At 70.2% G+C, this 16,565-nt stretch carries 11 protein-coding genes and 5 pseudogenes; 7 read left to right on the top strand and 9 right to left on the bottom strand.

Annotated features, from left to right (window positions below):
• Positions 1-27: 27 nt before the first annotated feature.
• On the top strand, positions 28-1,038 hold the full coding sequence (locus tag ACWC91_RS33625) for a LacI family DNA-binding transcriptional regulator (protein ID WP_376503223.1): 1,011 nt from the start codon (positions 28-30) through the stop codon (positions 1,036-1,038).
• Between the two features lie 40 nt (positions 1,039-1,078).
• Positions 1,079-3,982 carry a glycoside hydrolase family 3 C-terminal domain-containing protein gene (locus tag ACWC91_RS33620; RefSeq protein ID WP_450642355.1) on the top strand — a complete coding sequence of 968 codons (2,904 nt, stop codon included), beginning with the start codon at positions 1,079-1,081 and terminating at the stop codon, positions 3,980-3,982.
• A gap of 239 nt (positions 3,983-4,221) precedes the next feature.
• On the opposite strand, the pseudogene ACWC91_RS33615 reads toward ACWC91_RS33620, so the two are convergent.
• Positions 4,222-4,368, bottom strand: a pseudogene (locus ACWC91_RS33615) (RNA-guided endonuclease InsQ/TnpB family protein); the annotation flags it as partial.
• 88 nt (positions 4,369-4,456) lie between these two features.
• A pseudogene (locus ACWC91_RS33610) lies at positions 4,457-5,353 on the bottom strand (RNA-guided endonuclease InsQ/TnpB family protein); the annotation flags it as partial.
• Between the two features lie 155 nt (positions 5,354-5,508).
• Between ACWC91_RS33610 and ACWC91_RS33605 the strand changes: the two are divergent.
• Positions 5,509-6,036, top strand: a pseudogene (locus tag ACWC91_RS33605) (Tn3 family transposase); the annotation flags it as partial.
• Between the two features lie 59 nt (positions 6,037-6,095).
• On the opposite strand, the gene ACWC91_RS33600 reads toward ACWC91_RS33605, so the two are convergent.
• Positions 6,096-6,851 carry a DUF4118 domain-containing protein gene (locus ACWC91_RS33600; protein WP_225080180.1) on the bottom strand — a complete coding sequence of 252 codons (756 nt, stop codon included), beginning with the start codon at positions 6,849-6,851 and terminating at the stop codon, positions 6,096-6,098.
• A gap of 148 nt (positions 6,852-6,999) precedes the next feature.
• On the opposite strand from ACWC91_RS33600, the gene ACWC91_RS33595 reads away from it, so the two are divergent.
• From ACWC91_RS33595 to ACWC91_RS33585, 3 genes and pseudogenes are all read left to right on the top strand, one after another.
• Positions 7,000-8,838: an APC family permease gene (locus tag ACWC91_RS33595; RefSeq protein WP_376503219.1), complete on the top strand. Its 1,839-nt coding sequence runs from the start codon at positions 7,000-7,002 to the stop codon at positions 8,836-8,838.
• Positions 8,839-9,515: 677 nt separating this feature from the next.
• Positions 9,516-9,655, top strand: a pseudogene (locus ACWC91_RS33590) (transcriptional regulator); the annotation flags it as partial.
• A pseudogene (locus tag ACWC91_RS33585) lies at positions 9,644-9,838 on the top strand (cation transporter); the annotation flags it as partial. The pseudogenes ACWC91_RS33590 and ACWC91_RS33585, both read left to right, overlap by 12 nt.
• A 255-nt stretch (positions 9,839-10,093) precedes the next feature.
• On the opposite strand, the gene ACWC91_RS33580 reads toward ACWC91_RS33585, so the two are convergent.
• Positions 10,094-11,092, bottom strand: a complete 999-nt coding sequence (locus ACWC91_RS33580; RefSeq protein WP_450642353.1) for an alpha/beta fold hydrolase — start codon at positions 11,090-11,092, stop codon at positions 10,094-10,096.
• Between the two features lie 141 nt (positions 11,093-11,233).
• Between ACWC91_RS33580 and ACWC91_RS33575 the strand changes: the two genes are divergently transcribed.
• The gene (locus ACWC91_RS33575; RefSeq protein ID WP_225080190.1) at positions 11,234-11,833 is read left to right on the top strand and encodes a helix-turn-helix transcriptional regulator; all 600 of its coding nucleotides are present in this window, start codon (positions 11,234-11,236) and stop codon (positions 11,831-11,833) included.
• A 97-nt stretch (positions 11,834-11,930) separates the two neighbouring features.
• On the opposite strand, the gene ACWC91_RS33570 is transcribed toward ACWC91_RS33575, so the two are convergent.
• The 5 genes from ACWC91_RS33570 to ACWC91_RS33550 form a co-directional block, all read right to left on the bottom strand.
• On the bottom strand, positions 11,931-12,578 hold the full coding sequence (locus ACWC91_RS33570; RefSeq protein WP_450642351.1) for a class I SAM-dependent DNA methyltransferase: 648 nt from the start codon (positions 12,576-12,578) through the stop codon (positions 11,931-11,933).
• A gap of 137 nt (positions 12,579-12,715) precedes the next feature.
• Positions 12,716-13,900, bottom strand: a complete 1,185-nt coding sequence (locus ACWC91_RS33565; RefSeq protein WP_225080192.1) for a cytochrome P450 — start codon at positions 13,898-13,900, stop codon at positions 12,716-12,718.
• A gap of 30 nt (positions 13,901-13,930) precedes the next feature.
• Positions 13,931-15,298, bottom strand: a complete 1,368-nt coding sequence (locus tag ACWC91_RS33560; protein ID WP_225080193.1) for an NAD(P)/FAD-dependent oxidoreductase — start codon at positions 15,296-15,298, stop codon at positions 13,931-13,933.
• The gene (locus ACWC91_RS33555) at positions 15,288-15,497 is read right to left on the bottom strand and encodes a ferredoxin (RefSeq protein ID WP_225080194.1); all 210 of its coding nucleotides are present in this window, start codon (positions 15,495-15,497) and stop codon (positions 15,288-15,290) included. Before ACWC91_RS33555 ends, ACWC91_RS33560 begins: the two co-directional genes overlap by 11 nt.
• A gap of 354 nt (positions 15,498-15,851) precedes the next feature.
• A partial coding sequence (locus tag ACWC91_RS33550) for an undecaprenyl-diphosphate phosphatase (protein WP_450642350.1) occupies positions 15,852-16,565 on the bottom strand: 714 nt, incomplete at its 5' end.

Below are 16,565 nucleotides of genomic sequence, written 5' to 3'. Positions count from 1 at the left end.
TCCTCCCCCACTGGAGCTGGACTGACCATGGTGAAGATCACGGACGTGGCACGGCACGCGGGGGTCTCCCCGAGCACCGTCTCGTACGCCCTCAGCGGCAAGCGCCCCATCTCCCAGGAGACCCGGCAGCGCATCGAGGCGTCCATCCGCGAGTTGGGCTACCGCCCGCACGCCGGCGCCCGCGCTCTGGCCAGCAGCAGGTCGAACGTCCTGGCGCTGGTGGTCCCGCTGCGCTCGGGTATCGACGTCCCGGTGGTCATGCAGTTCGCGGTGTCGGTGGTGACCACCGCGCGCAGGTACGACCACGACGTGCTGCTGCTCACCCAGGAGGAGGGCGACGAGGGACTGCGCAGGGTCGCGGACACGGCTCTCGTGGACGCGCTGATCGTCATGGACCTGCAACTCCGCGACTCGCGGCTGCCGTTGCTGCGGTCGCTCGACCGGCCCTCCGTGATGATCGGGTTCCCCCTCGAGCCCGGGGGACTCACCTGCGTCGACCTCGACTTCAGGGCGGCGGGCGAGCTGTGCGTGGAGCGGCTGGCGGGGCTGGGGCACCGGGTCGTCGCACTGGTCGGATCGCCGCCCGAGGTGTACGTGCGGGAGACGGCGTTCGCCCAGCGGGTGGTACAGGGGTTCACGGCCGCCGCCGACCGCAACGGGCTCTCCTCCTCCGTCCACCCGTGCGAGGCCACGCCCGCCGCCGCCCGCCACATCGCCGAGCAGCTGCTGCGCGAGCAGCCCGCGCTGACCGGGGTGGTCGTGCACAACGAGGCGGTCCTGGAGCCACTGATCGACGCCTTCGAGCAGCTCGGGCTACGCGTCCCCGGCGACCTTTCCATCACGGCGATCTGCCCCGAAGAACTCGCCGAATCCCTCCGCGTCCCCGTCACCTCGGTCGCCCTGCCGTCCGCCGAGCTGGGTGCGCGGGCCGTGGAGTTGCTCATGAAGAAGCTGGACGGCACGGCCGTACCCGAGGCGACGCTCCTGCCGCCCCGGCTGACGGAACGCGCGAGCACGGTACCGCGCGACGTCCCCTGAAGTTCCTCACCCGCAAGGCACTGGCCGAAGGAGCCGTGACATGAAAGGCACGAGAGGAAGACGCAGAACCACCCTCGCCGTGGCGCTCGCCCTGATCGCGGGCCTCTGCGCCACCGTTCCCGCACACGCCGACGATCCCGTGTACCCCTTCCGGGACCCGCGCCTGCCCGTCGACCGGCGCGTCGACGACCTGCTCTCCCGACTGACGCCCGACGAGAAGATCTCCCTCCTCCACCAGTACGAGCCCGCGATCCCCCGCCTCGGCATCCAGGAGTTCCGCACCGGTACCGAGGCCCTGCACGGCGTGGCCTGGCTCGGCGAGACGACCGTGTTCCCGCAGGCGATCGGGCTCGCCTCCACCTGGGACCCGGAGCTGGTCCGGCAGGTCGGCTCGGCGGTCGGCGACGAGGCGCGCGGCTTCCAGCAGGAACGCCCGGCCGGCTGGGGCCTCAATCTGTGGGCGCCCGTGGTGAACCTGCTGCGCGACCCGCGCTGGGGCCGCAACGAGGAGGGCTACTCCGAGGACCCCCACCTCACCGGCTCGATCTCCACCGCGTACGGCAGCGGTCTGACCGGCGGCGACCCGGACCACCTCAAGACGGCTCCCACGCTCAAGCACTTCCTCGCCAACAACAACGAGTACCAGCGCGACACCACGTCCTCCGAACTGCGCCCGCGCGTGCTGAAGGAGTACGACGAGCAGGCCTTCAAGCCCGCGATCGAGGCGGACGCGGCAACCGGGGTGATGTCCTCCTACAACCTCGTCAACGGCCGCCCCGACACGGTGGACCCGGCCCTGAACGACACCGTGCGCACCTGGACCTCCCGGGATCTGCTGAACGCGACGGACGCCTTCGCGCCCGGAAACCTGACGGGCAGCCAGAAGTACTACGGCACGCAGGCGGAGGCGGACGCGGCGGCGCTGAAGGCCGGCATCGACAGCTTCACCGACAACGACACCGATCCCGGCCCGACCACGGCGGCGATCAAGTCGGCGCTGTCCAGCGGGCTGTTGAAGTCCTCGGACATCGACACCGCCGTCCGTCACATCCTGGGCATCCGCGTCCGGCTCGGCGAGTTCGACCCGGGCGGCGGCAGGTACGGATCGATCGACGCGTCCGTCATCGACAGCCCCGCGCACCGGAAGCTGGCGCGCACGGCGGCGACCGAGGCGGCGGTTCTCCTGAAGAACGACAGCGCGCTGCCGCTGAAGAAGTCCTCCAGTGCCGCCGTGGTCGGCCCGCTCGCCGACACCCTCTACACCGACTGGTACTCCGGCACCCTCCCCTACGCGGTCACCCCGAAGGACGGCATCGCGGCCAAGCTCGGCACTCCGGTGGCGAGCAGCGAGGGCGTGGACAGGATCACGCTGAAGGACACGGCGACCGGGAAGTACGTGACGGCGGGGACGGGCGAGGCGGGCGCGGCCCTGAAGGAGACCACGGACGCCGGTGCGCGGACGCAGTTCGACGTGTTCGACTGGGGTTCGGGCATCGTCACCCTGCGCTCGGCGGCCAACGGCAGGTACGTCGGCTACAACTGGTCGGATTTCGTCAACGACCAGATACAGCCCAACGGCTGGTTCGTGCAGCAGCAGTTCGAGCTGGAGCGGCAGGCCGACGGGACGTACCTGCTGCGGTACGCGGGATACGAGACCGGCGAGTCCTGGTGGTCGAACCCGGTCTACCTCGGCCCGACCGGCGCGGACGGCACGCTCGGCCTCGTAGCGGAGGACCGGGCCGCGCACTACACGAAGGACGTGGTCCGCAGCGGCGTCGACGAGGCGGTCGCCGCGGTCAAGGGCAAGGACACGGCCGTGGTGGTGGTCGGATCGATGCCCGCGATCAACGGCCGCGAGGCACACGACCGCACGGACATGGGCCTGGCTCCCTCCCAGGAAGCCCTGGTCAAGGCAGTCCACCGGGCCAACCCCCGGGCCGTGGTGGTCGTCGAGAACAGCTACCCCACCACCCTCGGGGCCCTGCAGAAGGAGGTCCCGGCCCTGCTGTGGACCACGCACGCGGGCCAGGAGACGGGCAACGCCCTCGCCGACCTCCTGTACGGCGACGCGAATCCGGCGGGCCGCCTCACCCAGACCTGGTACCGGTCCGCGTCCGACCTCCCCTCCATCCTCGACTACGACATCATCAAGTCCGACCGCACCTACCAGTACTTCAAGGGCCGGCCGCTGTACCCCTTCGGCTACGGCCTGTCGTACACGACGTTCCGCTACGGCGGTCTGAAGAGGGTCTCGGACGGCTACGAGGTGGCGGTGACGAACACGGGCCCGCGGGCCGGCGACGAGGTGGTCCAGCTGTACGTCCACCAACGGACGTCCCGCGACAAGCAGCCGCTGAAGCAGCTGAAAGCGTATACGCGCGTGTCCCTGAAGCCGGGCGAGACGATGACGGTACGGCTGAAGCTGGGGACGTCGGAACTCGCGCACTGGGACGTCACGCGTTCGAAGTGGGTGGTGGAGACGGGGACGTACGACGTGATGGCCGGCGCGTCGTCGGCGGACATCCGGGCGCGTATGTCACTGAAGGTCCAGGGTGAGACGATCCCGCCCCGGGACCTCGGGAAGGCGACACGGGCCGAGAACTTCGACGACTACCGTGCGATCAGCCTGGTGGACGAGTCGAAAGTGAGGGGAACGGCGGTGGCCGCGACGGCCGACGGGGCGTGGCTGAAGTTCGCGGACACGGAACTGGGCTCTGGAGCCGCGCGGTTGACCGCCCAGCTGGCTGGGGCGTCGGGCACGCTTGAGGTGCGCCTCGGCTCCCCCAACGGCAGGCTCGTCGGTACGGCGCGCTTCGACGGCACGTCGTCCCCGTACACGTACGGGACGGTGACGGCCCCGCTGACGGCGGGCTCGAAGGGCCGTACGGACGTCTACCTGGTGCTGAGCAAGGGACTGCGTCTGTCGGCGTTCAGCCTGCGCTGAGTCCGCACCTGGCGGGCACTTCGGGAGGGGTCGTCCACGGCGTCCGCCGCCGGCCGAGCGGTCGAGCGGCGGTGGATCGTGGACGGCACCCCGATTCGCACTCCTCGTGGTTCGCGAGCCCCGGCAGGGGCCTGTTCGCCTGGTGGTCGGAGCCGCCGCTGCCGTCTTGACGTCGTCCGCCGGAAAATCTCGCACGAGTCCGATTTGACTTCCTCCCGGGCTGAAGCTCGGGGATTGCCCTATGAGGGGGTTCGGCCGGTCGCCCGGCTTACGGGTTCCTGCTTCACGGACCGGCTGGTGCCAAGGTCTCCACAGGCTGAGACCGCATGTCCTGCGGCCTTGATGTTCTTCGCGGCGTTCACGTCGGCATGGTCGCGGTGTCCACAGCCTGGGGCTTTGCACCGGAAGACCGCTTGTCTCGCGGTTTCCTTCCGTGACGAAACCGCAGGCGGAGCACCGCTGCGACGTGTACGCGGGGTTGACCTTCACCACGCGCGTGCCCGTGTACCGGGCGGCGCTGGTAAGGGCGAGTTCGAGGCGGTGCCACCCCTTGTCCAGGATGGCCCGATTGAGCCCGGCCTTCTGGCGGACGTTCCGGCCGGGCTCGGCCACAGTGCCAAACGCGCCGGCGGACATGTTCTTGAACCGCAGGTCTTCGAGAACCACCAGGGCGTTCTTCGCGACGATCCGGGCAGCGGTCAGCGCGCAGAAGTCCCCACGCCGGTCCGACACCCGGGACATGATGCGCCCCATGGCCGTGATCGTCTTGTGCCGGTTCGCGCTGCCGCGCTTGGACCGGGCGAGGCGCTGTTGCAGACGCCGGTACCGGACGATCTCGCCGGCCGTGCTGAACGGCCGGCCGTGGAAGTCGCCGTCCGAGGTGACGACGGCGGTCTTAACCCCCCGGTCGATGCCCACGGCGGTACCGGGCATGGCGTGCCGCTCGGGAGCGGCGGCCTGGTCGTCCACGAGGAACGACACAAACCACCGGCCTCCCTTGCGGAACACGGTCGCGGAACGGATCTCGCCACCGAGGGGACGGGACCAGCGGAAGCGGACCCAGCCCAGCTTCGGCAGCTTGACCCGGCCCCACTTGCGCCCCAGCCGCTCCACCCTGATCTGCCTGGCGTCGGGGAACCGGAACGACGGCGACCAACGTGCCTTCGACCGCCACCGCACCTTGAACGTGCCATGATCCCGGCAGGCCCGGTCCAGATCCTTGAGCGTCTGCTGCAACGCGTGCGACGGTGCCGCCTTCAACCACGGGTGCTCACGCTTGGCCTCGGCCAACTCTGCGCACTGCGGCACGTAGTTCATCCACGCCCCGCGCCGCCGGTATTCCCGACGCTGCTCCAGGGCTGTGTTCCACACCGACCGGCAGATAGCACCGAACTCCCCCCTTCAACTGGTGCGATCAACATAGCGCCCGCCACTGACAACACAGAGAATCTCCGCCACCGCGCGGCTCCGCGCCAAGCATGAGCTAACCCCGACCTGAAGAACGGCGCTTGCACTCAAGAGATCCGGTCACCAACCAGGTCCGCGCCTACGACCTGCTGAGGATGTTCGGACGCGAAGGCCACCCGACACCGCTGGGGCAGGTGGTCGCCGAGTACGGGCGCATCGCCAAGACCCTGCACCTGCTCGCCGTCGTCGACCCGGTCGACGACGCCTACCGGCGGCAGATGCACAAGCAGCGTACCGTCCAGGAGTCCCGCCACAAGCTCGCCCGCGACATCTGCCATGGCAAGAAGGGCACCATCCATCAGGCATACCGGGACGGGATGGAAGACCAGTTGGACTCGCTGGGGCTCGTCTTGAATGCGGTCGTTCTCTGGACCACCCGGTACATCGACGCCGCCGTTTCCCAGCTCCGCGCCGAGGGCCACGAGATCAGGGACGAGGACATCGCCCGACTGTCCCCGCTCAAGCACAAAAATCTCAACGTCCTGGGCCGCTACAGCTTCACCCCGTCCACCCTGGCGGGCGGGCTTCGGCCCCTGCGCGACCCGGAGGCGGTCGAACTCGACGAGGACGACGACGGTGGCGGCTAGGACTTGGGTGCGGACAGGTCAGGGGCTCGGGAGGGTGATCCGGTACAAACTCAGCCGTCTCAGCGTCGGGGTGCCGTTTCCCTCCAGATGGTCTGCAGCGCCGCGCCGGCCTGGTCGGCCAGGGTGACGGCGACCAGGCGTGCCTGGAGGGGCGGGGTGTGGCCGGGCGTCGGCTCAAGGAGGAAGCGGCCGTGGAAGTGGCCGCCTGCGAAGACGCGCAGCTCGATGTCCTGGTCGGGCAGGCCGAGGCGGTCGACGTCCCACGTCTTGCGGCCGACGGTGATGGAGCCGTCGCTTTCGAGGCGAGGGGCGTGGCCGAGCAGGGTGCCGTACTGGAAGCGGCAGCCGCGCAGGTGGAGCAGACCGACAAGTTGGGCGCGTACGCACTCCACCACCGCGTCGGGCGAGGTCGCCGTTTGGGCCAGGCGGGCCGCGTGGTGGAGCTGGGCGAGGTAGTCGGCGTCGGTGATGGTGACGACCTTCAGGCGTCGAGCGCGGGCCGCCAGCTGAGAGACGGCCAATCCGATGGTGAGCAGCACGACCGCGGTGGTGAGGTCGGCGGGGCTGCTTATGGTGAGCCGCTGGTAGGGGACGGTGAAGAAGAAGTCGAACCAGACGGCCGCGGACAGGGCGGCGAGGGCGCCGGCCAGGCGGTGGCCGAGGGCCGCTGCTGCGACGACGACCACGACCAGGATCAGCGCGACGACGGTGTTGGCCAGTACGGCGCGGAAGGGCAGCAGTACCGCGCAGACCGCGAGCGGCGCCACGAGGGCGGCGATGATTGCGACGGGTCCCCTGACGAGGTAGTCGGGCATGGCGGGCACCTCCTGCTTGCGTCTTCCGGTGTAGCAGGACGCACGTGACCCGAAACAATCCTTAACGCCCTCTTTGCGCTGAAATCAGCTATTTTCACGGAATCCTGGCCCTTGAGACGGCGAGGTCGACATGAGGGCGGGTGGAGCGGTGGGTGGGCGTGCCGAGGGCACCGGCAGTCGTCGCCGTATCGGGCGGCTCATCGGGAGACGACAGGAGCGGGACCGGCTGACCGTGCCGCAGGGGCTGGCCGCCCTGTCCCTGGACGCGCTGGCCTCCGTCGCCTACGGGCCGGAGGCGATCGTGGTGGTGCTGGCGGTGGCCGGCAGCCAGGGCCTGGGTTTCACGCTGCCGGTCACGCTGGCGATCGTGGTGCTGCTGGCGGCGCTGACGTTCTCCTACCGGCAGGTGATCGCCGCGTTCCCGAACGGGGGCGGCGCGTACGCGGTCGCGGGGCGCCATCTGGGCCGGCGGCTCAGCCTGGTCGCCGCGGCCTCGCTGATCATCGACTACGTGCTGAACGTGGCAGTGTCGGTCTCCGCCGGCGTGGCCGCGCTCACCTCCGCCTTCCCCGGCCTTTACGGCGACCGGGTGCTGCTGTGCGTGATCGTGCTGGGGCTGATCACGGCGGTCAACCTCTACGGGGTCGCCGAGTCCGCCAAGGTGCTGATCGCTCCCACGGCCGTGTTCATCGTGGCGATCGCGGCCGTCGTCGTGGTCGGCTTGGTGCGTCCGACACCGGCCGTGCCGCCAACCCATCCGACGGCCTCCGCCGCCTCCGCGGTCGGAGTGTTGCTGCTGTTGCGGGCGTTCGCCTCGGGCTGCTCGGCCCTGACCGGTGTGGAGGCCATCGCGAACGCCGTCCCCACCTTCCGCACCCCGAGGGTCCGGCGGGCGCAGCGCACCGAGGTCGCGCTCGGCGTGCTGCTGGGGACCATGCTGATCGGGCTGTCGCTGCTCATCGGCAAGTTCCACGTCGGGCCGAACAGCACCAAGACCGTCCTGGCGCAGCTGACCGAGGCGTCCCTGGGTCACAACGCAGGCTTCTACGTGGTGCAGTTCGCCACCATGGTGCTGCTCGCGCTCGCGGCCAACACCTCCTTCGGCGGCATGCCGGTCCTGACCTCCTTGCTGGCGCGCGACAACCATCTGCCGCATGTCTTCGGGCTGCGCGCCGACCGGCAGGTCTACCGCTACGGTGTCATCGTGCTCGCCGTCGCCGCCCTGGTCATTCTGCTCGTGGCCGAGGGCGACACGCAGAAGCTGGTACCGGTCTTCGCCATCGGCGTGTTCATCGGCTTCACCCTCTCCCAGGCCGGCATGGTCCGGCACTGGCACCTCGACCGGAGTCCGGGCTGGTACCGGCGCGCGACCATCAACGGACTGGGCGCGCTCCTGACCGCCACGGCGCTGGTCATCGAACTGGTCGCGAAGTTCCACGAGGGCGGCTGGCTGGTCTTCCTCGCCGTCGCCGTCCTGGTCGCCGTGTTCGAAGCCGTGCACCGTGCCTATCGGCGAATCGGCGCTGCCCTGCGCCTCGGCGAGATCCCCGCCCGCCCCGAGCCGCGCCGCTCGGTCGTCGTCGTTCCCGTCGGCGCGGTCAACGCCCTCACCCGCGAGGCCATCAGCTCCGCCCTGTCCCTGGGCGGCGAAGTCCGCGCCGTCACGGTCGTCCACCCCGAGGACCGCGACGCCCCCTCCACCGATGAGGTCCACGCCGCCTGGAACGCCTGGCAACCCGGCGTCCCGCTCACCGTGCTGCACAGCCGTACCCGGTCCCTGACCCGGCCCATCGTCGACCACCTGCGCGCGCTCGCAGCCCAGGACCGCCACGACCGCGTCGTGGTCCTCATTCCCGAAATGCACCTGCCCAGGCCCTGGCAGCGACTGCTGCAGAACCAGCGCGGCGCCGTCCTCGACCGCGCCATCCGCCGCCACACCGACGCCGTCATCTGCCGCCTGCGCTTTCCCATCCACCTCAGCCACTGACCCCCCAAGGCTTCCGTCATGCGGGCGGATGCCGCCCAAGGACCAGACGGGCAGCAGTACCGCCGCCAGCACCAGCCCCCACCAGAACCGGCCCCGGCCGAGACCACCCGTCAGCGGAGGCAGGACCGGCGCCTTGGCGCGCTCCCTGCGCTCGTGCGTCAGGATGTGCACGTCGAGTCCACCCGCCTGTCGGGTCACCTGGGCCACCACGCGGTCACCCAGCAATTCGTGCAGCGGACGGTACGCCCCGCCCAACACGATCTGCGTGGCGTTCTCCGCACGCGCGAACTGCAACAGCGCCTCGGCGACGTCCGCATCCACCACCTGGTGGTAACTGCCGCCCAGCGACTCCGCCAAGGCCCGGTGCCCGGCCAGCACCGCCGTGGCGCGAGTGCCACGAAGGCCGACCGGGCGCTCGCCGATGCCGAGGACGCCGCGGCGGACGACGGTCTCCGCTGCGGCCCAAGCCCGTGCACATCCGCCGGCCCGAGGACCCGCTCACCCCCGAGGAGATCGACCTCCGCGAACGCCTCCAGGCGCAACCCCACCCGAACACGGAGATCCACGGTTAGACCTCGTGATCAATCTCGGCGCAGGCGGCTGCGCCGATACTCCCTGGGCCGTGCACCGTGATCCGCGGATGCAAGATTTTGTGAATTCAGGCTTCCGTGATGGTTGTGCTCACTCGCACTGCCGACATCGAGGCGCTGGCGCGGTTCGGCCGCGCCCTCGCCGACCCGATCCGCTGCCGGACCCTCCTCGACCTGGCGAGACCCCGGCCCACCCTGCCGACCTCGCCGACACCCTGGAGATCTCCCTCGGCTGGTCCTGGGCCGACCCGATCGCCGCCCTGGTCATCGCCGCCATCGCCGTGAAGGAAGGCCGCGACGCCTGGCAGGGGAAGGGCTGCTGCGCGACACCCGCCGCCGCGGCGGTCCCCTCCGCCGGCACCGAGACAGACCCGTACGGCTGCCGCCCCGGCTGCGACTGCTGCGGCTGAACCGACACCGGCACACGCACATGACCCCGGCCATCACATGACCAAGATCGTTCCTAAGCGTTACTGGCTGTTCCGTTGGTGTACCGCGCGATCGCCACCCGTTTCGACAGACTCGCCGACCGCTCCAGGGCCGGAGTCCACCTCGCCTCACTCATCCTCTGGCTCCGCGGACCCACCCCAAGATCCATAGTCAGACAAGGCGTAGGCCGAACACTTCCTCGCCTTCATCGATATGACCGACACCCTCGTCCGCTGTCACAGAGGCACCGACTGGGACACCGCCGTGAGCCAGGAGGTCAGCAGCCCGTTGATCTCCTCGGGGCGCTCCTGCTGGAGCCAGTGGCCGCAGCCGTCCAGGAGGTGGGAGGAGACCAGGCCGGGAAGCGTGGCCGGGTAGGCGTCGATCGCATCCGCCATCCAGGTCGTGGAGGCGTCCAGGGTGCCGCCGATGAACAGGGACGGCTGGGTGAGGGGGGAGCCGTTGAATTCGGTGAGGTCTTCCCAGTCGCGGTCCATGTTCCGGTAGCGGTTGAGTGCTCCGGTCATGCCGGTGCGCTCGAACTCCCCGGCGTAGTGGTCGAGATCGGCTTCGGTGAGCCAGGAGGGCAGCCGGTCCTTGGGGAATCGGTCACGCAGGGTTCCGCCGCTGCCGACGAAGTGCGGATCGGGCTCCCCCTGCGCCGGCATGGTGTCGGCGGACAGGGCCGCGTAGAAGCCCGCGAGCCAGCCCCGGACGTCGGGCTCGATCTCGGCTTCGGCCCGGCCCGGCTCCTGGAAGTAGGAGACGTAGAACTCCTGGTCCCCGCCCATCTGCGCGAAGATGTCGCTGGGGCGGGGGCCGCCGGGCGGGGCGTAGGGAACGCTCAGCAGACCCACCGCGCGGAAGACCTCGGGGTGGAGCAGGGCGGAGGTGGCCGCGATGTTCGAGCCCCAGTCGTGCCCGATGATCACCGCTGTCTCCTCGCCCAGGGCGTGCACGAGAGCGAGGTTGTCCTCCACGAGGGCGCGCATCCGATACTCGTGCGTCGCGGCCGGCTTGGAGGAGCGACCGTAGCCGCGCACGTCGAGTGCGGCCACCCGGTATCCCGCCGCCGCGAGAGCCGGGAGCTGGTGGCGCCAGGAGTACCAGGACTCGGGGAAGCCGTGGACGAGCAGGACCAGCGGCCCGGTGCCCTGCTCGACCAGGTGCAGCCTTCCGGCGGGTGCGTCGATGAGGCGGTGGCACAGGTCTGCGGACGGCGCGGGCTGGTGCATGGCTTCTCCTCGGATTCAGGTGGCCGCGGCTACGCATCGATCATGCGGTGCGGTGGCCCGGGGGCGCGACCTTCCTTGACACTTTGGCAAACTTGCAGGACAGGGGCGGTGCACGGACCGGCTGGAGAAAGAATGGGCGAGATGACGGACGACGACGTCGCCGAGGTCCTGGCCGCCATGGGGCCGCGGCTGCGAGCCGTGCGCGAGCGGCACGGAGACACGCTCACCGACGTGAGCCGCACGACAGGCATCGCCCTCAGCACGCTGTCGCGGATCGAGAACGGCCGGCGCAAGCCGACCCTGGAACTCCTGCTGCGCCTGGCGAAGGCGTACGGCGTCTCCCTGGACGAGCTGGCCGGCACCGCGCCCGTCACGGTCGAGAAACCGCACACCCCTCCGCCGCAGCGTCCGGTGGACGACAAGGCGGTACTGCCGCTGACCCGGTACGTCGGGGGCCTGCACGCCCACAAGCACGTCCTGCCCGCCAACCTCGACCAGCCGCCACGGCCGCGCCAGACGTCGCACGAAGGGTACGAATGGCTGTGCGTGCTGTCCGGACGGCTGTGGCTGGCGCTCGGAGATCACGACCTCGTCCTCACCTCCGGGGAAGTCGCCGAGTTCGACACCCGCACCCCTCACGGAGTCGCCAACGCCGGACTCGGCGGACCAGTCGAATACCTGATCATGTTCGGGCCACAGGGCGAACGCCTACGACCCCGCGTCCAGCCGGCATCCAGCTGAGACATCCTCAAGTCCGAAGTCCCCGTTACCGTCTTCGCTGCCCCGCGATGGGCTTCCGGTATCCGGGCCCGATATGGCTTGATCACGTGATCGAGGTCTACGCCTTGCAGGCGAGGAGCTGGACCTCTTGGAACTGCCGCTGGTCGGTGGGCTTCGGCTCGATCACCGTGCGGGCTGTCTGAGTCAGTCCGTGGTCGCGCAGGAGCGCGGCGAGACGGTCGGGGAACCAGCGGTAGGCCGTTGCCACCGCATGGTCGTAGGCCTGCGACTCGTGGTGGGGGCCGTCGGTGGCGGGGAAGTCGATCAACAGGTGCCCGCCGGGTGCCAGGACCCGGGCGATCTCGGCCAAGACGGCGGGCACGTCCTGCGGCGGGGTGTGGATGACGGACCACCGCGAGAGCACCCCGTCCAGCGCGCCGTCCTCGATGTCCAGTGCGGCCATCGAGCCGACCTCGAACCGAAGTCCGGGGTTCGCCTCGCGAGCGAGTTCGACCATCACGGGGGAGGCGTCAACACCAAAGGCATCCAGGCCCAACCCGTGCAGGTGAGCTGTGACGTACCCCGGTCCACAGCCGAGGTCTGCGACCTCACCGTCGCCGTTTGCCCGTACCAGCTCGGCGAAAGCGCTCAGGAGGGCGCGCTCCAGGGGACGGTCGCGCAGGGAGTCGTGGAACAGCTGCGCGTAGGTGGGTGCGATGGCGTCGTAGGCCTCACGGGTGGCCTGCAAGGTCGGGAGTTCGGTCACCCAGAGACCGTAGCGGGTGGCGGATGCCTGCGCTTCAAGAACGTCTGGAGGGTTCTTCGTTGCGGGCGGGAAATGCGGACGGCAGTCCGGCACGGCCGGGGCCGGGCAGGTGCACGTTCCTGCCCGGCCTGGCGGCCTCACAGGTGGATGGGCAGGTGGCGGGGTCCGCGGAGCATGGCGTTCTGCCGGTAGGGGGGCGGGTCCTGGACCAGGCGTGCCGCGCCGAGGTGAGGGAGCAGTGCGCCGAGGGCGGCCTGGGCCTCGATGCGGGCCAGTGGTGCGCCGTAGCACAGGTGGATGCCGCTGCCGAAGCCGAGGTGCTGGTTGTCCGGACGGGTGGGGTCGAACCGGTCGGGGTCGTGGAACCGCATGGGGTCACGATTTCCCGAGGCCAGCACCAGAATGACGGATGCGCCTTGGGGAATCCTGGTGCCGGTGACGTCGATGTCGTCGCGCGGAACACGCTCGCGCATGTGGACCGGGGGTTCGTAGCGCAGTAGTTCCTCGACCGCTCGCGGCAGCAGGTCGGGTTCGCGGCGCAGGTGGTCCAGATGCTCCGGGTGGCGCAGCAGAGTGAGTACCCCGTTGGTGATCAGGTTGACCGTGGTCTCGTGTCCCGCGATGAGCAGCAGGACGGCGGTTTCCGCGAGTTCCTCCCGCGTGAGCCGCAGGGTCGGGTCCGGCTCGTTGGCGAAGGCGGTGAGCAAGTCGTCGCCCGGGCGGCCGAGGCGCTGTTCGGCGAGGTTCACCAGGTAGTGGCCCATCTCGGTCCGCGCCTGGTCGCCGGCCTTGTCCGTCTCGGCGGAGTCCCCCTCGGGCCTGACGTCGGCCGATGCGACGATCGTGTCGGACCAGGCCCGGAACAGTGGCTCGTCCTCGCGTGGCACGCCGAGCAGGCGGCAGATCACCGTGACGGGCAGCGGATAGGCGAAATCGTCGACGACGTCGATCTGCCGGCCCGCCTCGAAGGACCCCAGCAGTTCCTTGGTGATCCGGTCGATCTCGCCGCGCATGGCGTCGACCCGACCCGGGCTGTGCGGCGGTCCGAACGGCCGCATGGCCAGGGTGCGCAGCCTGTGGTGCTCCGGGTCGTCGAGCCTCAGGAACGGCGGCTTGTGGGTCACCGCGCCACGGGTACGGGGATCGGCACTCATCCGCGGGTCGTGGAGCAGAGCGGCGATCTCGTGGTAGGTGCCGACCAGGTAGCTGCCGTCTGCCTGCCGCACCACGGGTCCGGCCTCGCGGAGTTCCGCGTACAGGGGGTAGGGGTTGGGGCGGTTGGCATAGTCGGTGATCCGTGTCAGCAAGGTCTCGGAGTCCATGGCGGCTCCTCGCGGTGGGCGTGATGTGGGTCAGCCGGTGGGCGGCACCACGGTCAGCCGGCGGTCGGGGAGGTATCCGGTGAGTGCCACGGTGGGGCCGTGGGAGAGCCCCTTCGGATCCGGCACGTCGGACGGAATCGGGACGTCGGCCGCGATCGCACGGTCCTGTGCGCCGGGTGGGGGCGGGAACGGAGCTGCCGTCTCGATCAGGTGCCGGTAGTAGTCGAGCGACTTGGCCATGTCGACGGTGACCGCGGCGGTCACCCGGCCCCGGTAGCCGTAGACCATCGCCAAGCGGCGCGCCTCCAGAGAGCCCTGGGCGATGACCACGTAGTCGGAGAAGGTGGGCACGCCCACGGACTTGATGTTGAGGCCGAACTGGGTCGACCAGAACGTGGGGATGGCCAGGTGCGGGCGTCGCAGGGGTCCCGGATTGATCATGTTGTGGGCCGCTACCTCGGCCTGCTCGACCGCGTTTCCCCAGTGCTCCAGGGAGAGCATCTGGTAGCCGAACAGCGGGTGGGGGAAGCGGGAGACGTCGCCGGCCACGAAGATGTCGTCGGTGACGATTCCGTACATGTTGAAAGCGCGGCATCCGGCGTCGCAGGCGATTCCGCGCGGGCCCGCTGCCAGTCCGGTGTCCGCGAGCCATTCGACGTTGCGGATCGCCCCCAGTGCCGCGACGCACACGTCGGCGTCGACGCGGCTGCCGTCGGACAGCTCGGCGCCGGTGAAACTGCCGTTCCCGCGCAGGGCGGTGACCGTCACCCCGGTGCGCAGGTCCACGCCGTGGTTGCGCTGCATGACGGCCGCGAGCTTCGACAGGGTGCCGCCGAGGGCGCCCACGAGAGGTGCGGGCCCGCGTTCGGTGACCGTGACGTCCAGCCCCAGTTCCCGGCAGGCCGAGGCGATCTCCGAGCCGGTGAAGCCGCCGCCGATCACCAGCACCCGTCGCGGCCCGGCGGCCAGCCGCTCGGCCAGCCCCGCGGCGTCCTCACGCGTGCGCAGGGTGAACACCCCGTCCAGGGCGGCCTCCTTCGGGTTGGGCCAGGGCCGCGCGCGTGTCCCGGTGGCGATCAGCAGCCGGTCGTACGGCAGCGAGTCGCCGTCCTCGAGCACCACTCGTTTCGCGAGAGGGTCCAGGCCGGTGGCGCGTACTCCCAGCCGCCAGTCGGCATCCGGGTCCCGGCGCATCGGCAGCTCGGTGGTGTCCGCTGTCGCCTGGCCGAGCAGTACCTGCTTGGACAGCGGCGGCCGGTCGTACGGAGCGTGGGGCTCGTCCCCGACCACGGTCAGTGAGCCGGTGAAGCCTCCCTCACGCAGCGCCTCCGCGGCCCGCAGCCCGGCCAGCGACGCGCCCACGATGACGATACGGCCGTCCGTGAGATCACCGGGCACCGCCGCCCACCTCCTCACCGACGAGGATGGCCTGGACCGGGCACGCCGCCGCGGCCTGACGCACGCGCTCCACCTGATCGTCGGGCACGGCCGTGGCGTACAGCAGTCCCTCCTCCCCGTGCAGCTCGAACATCTTCGGTGCGAGGAACACGCACTGTGCGTAGCCCTGGCAGCGTGTGAGGTCGACAACGGTTCGCATCCTCACCACTTCCTCCGTTGTTTCACCCCCTCCTGTCCAGGATGGAGTGAGAGCGGGAGGCTCGCACGGCCACGCCGGGGACGGCGGGCCGGCGCCGTGGGAGGGTGGCGCATCAGCCCAGGGCTCGGTCGAGGTCAAAGGCCGCGCTGATGAAGATCACGCCTGATTCCGTTGGGCTGATTGGGTAGTCCACCGCCCGCCGGGCTGTCGGCGCCTGGGCGCTGCGCCCGTCGACACCGGTCCGTGCGGCGCCTCCGGCGTCGCGTTGTTGTTCCGAGGGCTCGGTCACCGGCAGCCGGGCCCGCCGCCGCACCGGGCGGTCGGTCCCTCGGGGAGGCCGGCGCCGGTGTGCGGTCAGCCCGCCGATTCGGCCGCGTGCGGGCTGAGGACACCGGCCATGACCAGCCCGATGATGACGATGCCGAGGCCGATCCGGTACCAGACGAACGGCATGAAGCTCTTGGTGGAGATGTACTTCATGAACCAGGCGATGACGGCGTACCCGGAGACGAAGGCGACCCCCGTGGCGAACAGCGTCGGCCCCCACGCCACGTGGTCGCTCTCCATCGCGTCCTTCAACTCGAAGACACCGGAGGCCAGTACGGCGGGAATGGCCAGCAGGAAGGAGTAACGGGCCGCCGCCTCACGCCGGTAGCCCATGAACAGCCCGCCGCTGATGGTGGCGCCCGAGCGGGAGACACCCGGGATCAGGGCCATGGCCTGGCAACAGCCGTAGATGAGGCCGTCCTTGACGCCCAGGTCCTGCAGCACCTTGCCCTGCTTGGGCGCCCGGTGCCGGCCACCCTGCTCGTCGCGCGCCGCCAGCCGGTCGGCGACACCGATGACCACACCCACGACGACCAGCATGGTCGCGGTCACCCGCAGATCACGGAACGGCCCCTCGATCTGGTCCTTGAGGGTCAGCCCGAGCACCCCGATCGGTATGGATCCGACGATCACCAGCCAGCCCATCCGGGCGTCCGGATCACGGCGCATCGCCCTGCTCCCCAGCGAACGGGTCCAGGCCGACAGGATCCGGCCGATGTCCTTGCGGAAGTAGATCAGCAC

This window comes from Streptomyces sp. NPDC001204, assembly GCF_053598035.1.
The sequence above is the reverse complement of the archived record's forward strand: the minus strand, read 5'-3'. Positions and strand labels throughout refer to the sequence as shown.

What these genes read in the sequence shown, in the direction of transcription:
- ACWC91_RS33625 (WP_376503223.1), top strand. Translation starts at nt 28, where the DNA reads ATGGTGAAGATCACGGACGTGGCACGGCACGCGGGGGTCTCCCCGAGC.
- ACWC91_RS33620 (WP_450642355.1), top strand. Translation starts at nt 1,079, where the DNA reads ATGAAAGGCACGAGAGGAAGACGCAGAACCACCCTCGCCGTGGCGCTC.
- ACWC91_RS33600 (WP_225080180.1), bottom strand. Translation starts at nt 6,851, where the DNA reads ATGCCCGACTACCTCGTCAGGGGACCCGTCGCAATCATCGCCGCCCTC.
- ACWC91_RS33580 (WP_450642353.1), bottom strand. Translation starts at nt 11,092, where the DNA reads ATGCACCAGCCCGCGCCGTCCGCAGACCTGTGCCACCGCCTCATCGAC.
- ACWC91_RS33575 (WP_225080190.1), top strand. Translation starts at nt 11,234, where the DNA reads ATGACGGACGACGACGTCGCCGAGGTCCTGGCCGCCATGGGGCCGCGG.
- ACWC91_RS33565 (WP_225080192.1), bottom strand. Translation starts at nt 13,900, where the DNA reads ATGGACTCCGAGACCTTGCTGACACGGATCACCGACTATGCCAACCGC.
- ACWC91_RS33555 (WP_225080194.1), bottom strand. Translation starts at nt 15,497, where the DNA reads ATGCGAACCGTTGTCGACCTCACACGCTGCCAGGGCTACGCACAGTGC.